Annotated in this window: 7 protein-coding genes; 5 read left to right on the forward strand and 2 right to left on the reverse strand. The window is 59.2% G+C overall.

Going from position 1 to position 4,105, the window contains the following annotated elements; genetic code table 11:
* Positions 1–164: 164 nt before the first annotated feature.
* Positions 165–899: a DUF6065 family protein gene (locus WA989_RS03800; RefSeq protein WP_424339186.1), complete on the reverse strand. Its 735-nt coding sequence runs from the start codon at positions 897–899 to the stop codon at positions 165–167.
* Positions 900–949: 50 nt separating this feature from the next.
* On the opposite strand from WA989_RS03800, the gene WA989_RS03805 reads away from it, so the two are divergent.
* A complete protein-coding gene (locus WA989_RS03805) occupies positions 950–1,462 on the forward strand; it encodes a prolyl-tRNA synthetase associated domain-containing protein (protein ID WP_424339187.1) in 513 nt (170 codons plus the stop codon).
* Here the strand turns inward: WA989_RS03805 and WA989_RS03810 are convergent.
* A complete protein-coding gene (locus WA989_RS03810) occupies positions 1,459–1,830 on the reverse strand; it encodes a hypothetical protein (protein ID WP_424339188.1) in 372 nt (123 codons plus the stop codon). The two genes, WA989_RS03805 and WA989_RS03810, sit on opposite strands and share 4 nt — an antisense overlap.
* Positions 1,831–1,940: 110 nt before the next feature.
* On the opposite strand from WA989_RS03810, the gene trxA reads away from it, so the two are divergent.
* From trxA to WA989_RS03830, 4 genes are all read left to right on the forward strand, one after another.
* Complete coding sequence (gene trxA / locus WA989_RS03815) at positions 1,941–2,849, forward strand: thioredoxin (RefSeq protein ID WP_424339189.1); 909 nt, start codon at positions 1,941–1,943, stop codon at positions 2,847–2,849.
* 62 nt (positions 2,850–2,911) lie between these two features.
* Entirely contained in the window at positions 2,912–3,562 is a 651-nt protein-coding gene (locus WA989_RS03820) for an LON peptidase substrate-binding domain-containing protein (RefSeq protein WP_424339190.1), read from the forward strand.
* A gap of 38 nt (positions 3,563–3,600) precedes the next feature.
* Positions 3,601–3,774 carry a Trm112 family protein gene (locus tag WA989_RS03825; RefSeq protein WP_424339192.1) on the forward strand — a complete coding sequence of 58 codons (174 nt, stop codon included), beginning with the start codon at positions 3,601–3,603 and terminating at the stop codon, positions 3,772–3,774.
* A gap of 5 nt (positions 3,775–3,779) precedes the next feature.
* A complete protein-coding gene (locus WA989_RS03830) occupies positions 3,780–4,085 on the forward strand; it encodes a gamma-butyrobetaine hydroxylase-like domain-containing protein (RefSeq protein ID WP_424339191.1) in 306 nt (101 codons plus the stop codon).
* Positions 4,086–4,105 lie beyond the last annotated feature (20 nt).

Here is a 4,105-nt window from a genome sequence, read left to right on the forward strand (position 1 = left end):
CGACCCCAACCTTGGCAAGGTTGTGCTCTACCCCTGAGCTACGCCCGCATCCGATAGGGTAACTGACTGGCACCGCCAATCAGCGAGAGAGCGGCTTTAAGCGCAAATCCGCCGGCCTTGCAAGGGGGATTCACATTCCAATGTGCAATCGGGCGAGCCGGCCCCTAGACATCCTTTGGCGGTTTAAGCCGCCGCTTGGTCTGGTGGGCGTCCGCCTTGTCGCCTGTCACCTTCTGGCCGCGCATATAATGGCGCTGCCAGCCGGCCTTCACCGTCTCTGAATCCATTGCCTTGAGTTTGTCGTTGAAACTGCCGCGGCTGTCGCGCCAGGCTTCATAATCCTTTTTCAGCTCAGGATTGGAGGTCAGCATCTTTCGCTCAGGCTGGATCTCTTCGGTCTTGCCATGTTCGAACGGCATGATGAAGCAGAAGGGTTCGCCCTTCTTGAAGACGACTTCGCCGGGCCGCGTCATCTGCCAGTTCATCGTGAAGGGAAAGGGCAACCAGTCTGTCTCAACAAGGCCGGTCAGCGGCGCGATGCCATCCTTGAACCAATTTGGCGGGCCAGACGCCCAGAGGCCCCAGCCGGGCGGGGTTCGGAACAGGTGGCCTGTATGCATCGTCACGATGCCGCGCCGGAAATGGCTGTCGGCGAAAGAGGCGATGGCGCGGGGGTCACCCGTCGTGAAGAGCTTGATATTGTGCTCCATGTCGCCGCCATCCCAGATGATCTTGAGATCGATCGGGCAGAGGATTTCCCACCCTGTCGAGTTCGCCATGGTCAGCGGCAGGCAGCGATAGGGGTGGCGGTCCGGGAACTTGTCCATCCAGTCGCGCTGCGAGGCTCCAGGGCGGATTTCAGGCGCGACATTGTAAATCTTGTAGCATTCAAGCTGCATTCTGGGTGTCCCTGCTTGACGGTCACAGCCTGATTGCCTGAAACAGCGCCATGACTGCAAGCCCTGAAGACCTTTTCGCTTATCTCGACCAGCTTGGCATCGCCCACAAGACGCGCTGGCATGAGGCGACGTTTACGGTCGAAGAAGGCAGAGACCTGAAGGCGACAATGCCGGGCGGGCATACGAAAAACCTCTTCATGAAAGACAAGGACGGCGTGATCGTCCTCATCTCCGCGCATGCGGAAAGCGAGCTGAAACTCAACCAGCTCCACAAGTTGATTGGCACCCGGCGGCTTTCTTTCGCGAGCGGCGAGCTGATGGAAGAGCTGCTCGGCGTGGCGCCAGGGTCAGTGACAGCGTTCGCGCTGATGAATGATGCGGCAGGCAAGGTCCGCTTTATCGTGGATGCCGCTTTGATGGCGTTTGAGACCGTCAACTTCCACCCGTTGGTGAACACGGCCACGACAGCTATTTCTCGCGATGGCTTCCGGAAATTTGTCGAGGCGACAGGCCATGACATGACCGAAGTGGATTTCGCGGCCCTGTTGCCACCCGGGGCCTAGGCGGGATCTTCGCCCCGGATGAAGCTGATGAAACTAAATACAGCAAAGAGCGCGCCCGCTACCCCCAGCACCCCGAAAATCACGCGCTGCCAGACAGGCCAGTCATCGGCGACACCGACCGCGTAAAGAGTTCCCGCCGCAACCAGGCTGGAGACGATCGTAATCAAGAGCGCCTTTGCGCGGATACTGAACAGGGCTGCCAGCATCAGGCCTGCGAACGCTAAAAATCCAAGGCCGATCTCGAAATGGTAGGGGATTTCTTCGCGCATCTCCTCCGGCCCGAACATCATGAGCAGGCCGCCGCTGAAACCGGCAATGACGACACTGCCATACTTAAAAAGATCGAGCCCAGAGAGTTTTCTCGCCATACTTGCGACAATACCCGATTCCTCCCTCCGTGTGTTCAATACCGTTTGGCATATTGCCTTTTGCCGTCTTCCCTCCCAAATCCCAGTCAGAGAAAAGAAAGGCGCGAGACATGGAAAATATTTCGCTCGGAGCCGCTGGCGGTGCCGCTGGCAATATCAAGGACGCAACCGACCAGAGCTTCATGGCTGATGTGGTCGAGGCCTCGAAGGAGGCGCCTGTGCTGGTTGATTTCTGGGCGCCCTGGTGCGGCCCCTGCAAATCGCTGACACCGGTCCTGGAAAAGGTCGTGAACGATCAGCAGGGCAAGGTGAAACTGGTCAAGGTCAACATCGATGAGAATCCCGGAATTGCCGGCCAGCTTGGCGTGCGGTCCATCCCGGCGGTTTTTGCCTTCGACAAGGGCCGCCCGGTCGATGCCTTTCAGGGCGCCTTGCCGGAAAGCCAGCTTCGTGAATTCATCGCGAAGATTCTTGGTGGCACCGATCAGGGCCAGCAGATACAAGAGGCTCTCGCCAAGGCAGACGAGCTGCTCCAGTCCGGCGACGCCGCCCAGGCGGCACAGATTTACGGTGCGGTCGCTGAGGCTGATCCTGAAAATGTCCCTGCCATTGTCGGCCTGGCGCGCTGCTATCTCGCCAATGGGGACGCCGACAGGGCGGCGCAGATCCTCGATATGGCAGGGCCGGACAAACAGTCCGATCCAGCGATCAAGGGTGTGCGTAGCGCGATCGAGCTGATGGCCGACGCCCCCAAGGATGACGAACTCGACCAGCTCATCGACAAGGTGACTGCAGACCGTGGTAACCACGCTCTGCGGCTTGAACTTGCAGAAGCCTTGATGGCGCGCGGCAAGAACAAAGAGGCTGCAGACCACCTCCTGAAGATCCTGGCTGACGATCTCGACTGGGAAGAGGGGAAGGCCAAAGCCAAGCTGCTTGAACTGTTCGAAGCGGCAGGCCCGAAAGACCCTGCCACGATTGAAGGCCGCCGGCGGCTCTCTTCACTTATGTTCGCCTGATCGCTCGACTTTCGGAGCCAAGACGCCATGTAGGGGTTAAGGCTCATTGGAGGCCGCTCTGTATGACGAGACTTGGATATCGGAAAATATCGGACCTTCCGGACAATATCCCGGTTTTCCCTCTGGCTGGAGCGTTGTTGTTTCCGAGATGGTCGCTGCCACTCAACATATTTGAGCCGCGCTATCTCAACATGTTTGATGATGCGATGTCCGGCAATCGGATTATCGGCATGATCCAGCCCGTCGACACGGACCGCGGCCATCCGAAGCTTGCGGGCGTGGGCTGCGCTGGACGCGTCACATCCTATTCTGAAACCGAAGATGGCCGATACCTTGTCAATCTGACGGGCATTTGCCGGTACGGGCTCGTTGAGGAGCTCGATGTGAACACGCCTTACCGTCAGGTCCGCGCAAACTGGAAAAGTTTCGAGAGCGACCTGACCCCTCCGGATACGAGCGATCTTCCCGACAGGTCCCGCCTGGGAGATGCGCTGCGCAAATATGTCACCTCGAATGAGATGGAGGTCGACTGGGAGGCGGTCGAGAGCGCGCCGCTCGAAACACTGGTCAATGCGCTGGCGGCGGGGTGTCCTTTCTCCCCGATGGAAAAGCAGGCCCTGCTCGAAGCTGAAACGGTGGCGAAGAGATGCGAAGCGCTTATCGCTCTGCTTGACATGGACGTGCCGGGCGACGATTCATCGACCCTGCAATGAGCGAAGACACGATCCCTGAACCAGGCCCGACGAAGGCAGTGGATCCGCGGCTGCTGGAACTGCTGGTCTGTCCGGTGACGCGCCACCCCTTGTCTTATGACAAGGCGGCCCAGGAACTTGTGTCGCCCAAGGCACGGCTCGCCTATCCGATCCGAGATGGCTTGCCGATCATGCTCGAAAGCGAAGCTCGCCCGCTCGACGCGGAGGATTGAGCCCTATGACGGTCATGCCCTGGCCAGAACACTTGCGCTTCAGGAAATCGGCGCAGCTGCTCAGAATCAAATTCGACGACGACGCCGCGTTCGACATTCCTTACAAGGCGCTGCGCGAACAAAGCCCGTCAGCCGAAGTGCGTGGCCACGGCTCAGGGCCGAAGCCGCCGCAACCTCCAGTGCCGGCAGACATCTCGGTGGTTAAGGCTGACCCCGTCGGGCGGTATGCTGTGCGCATTCATTTCTCGGATGGCCATTCGAGCGGGCTTTACACCTGGCAATATCTCAGGGAGCTTGGTGAGGGCGGATAGATATCCGGGGAGGGGAGTAT

Origin of the sequence: Henriciella sp. (assembly GCF_049649345.1) — a bacterium.
Lineage (GTDB): Bacteria > Pseudomonadota > Alphaproteobacteria > Caulobacterales > Hyphomonadaceae > Henriciella.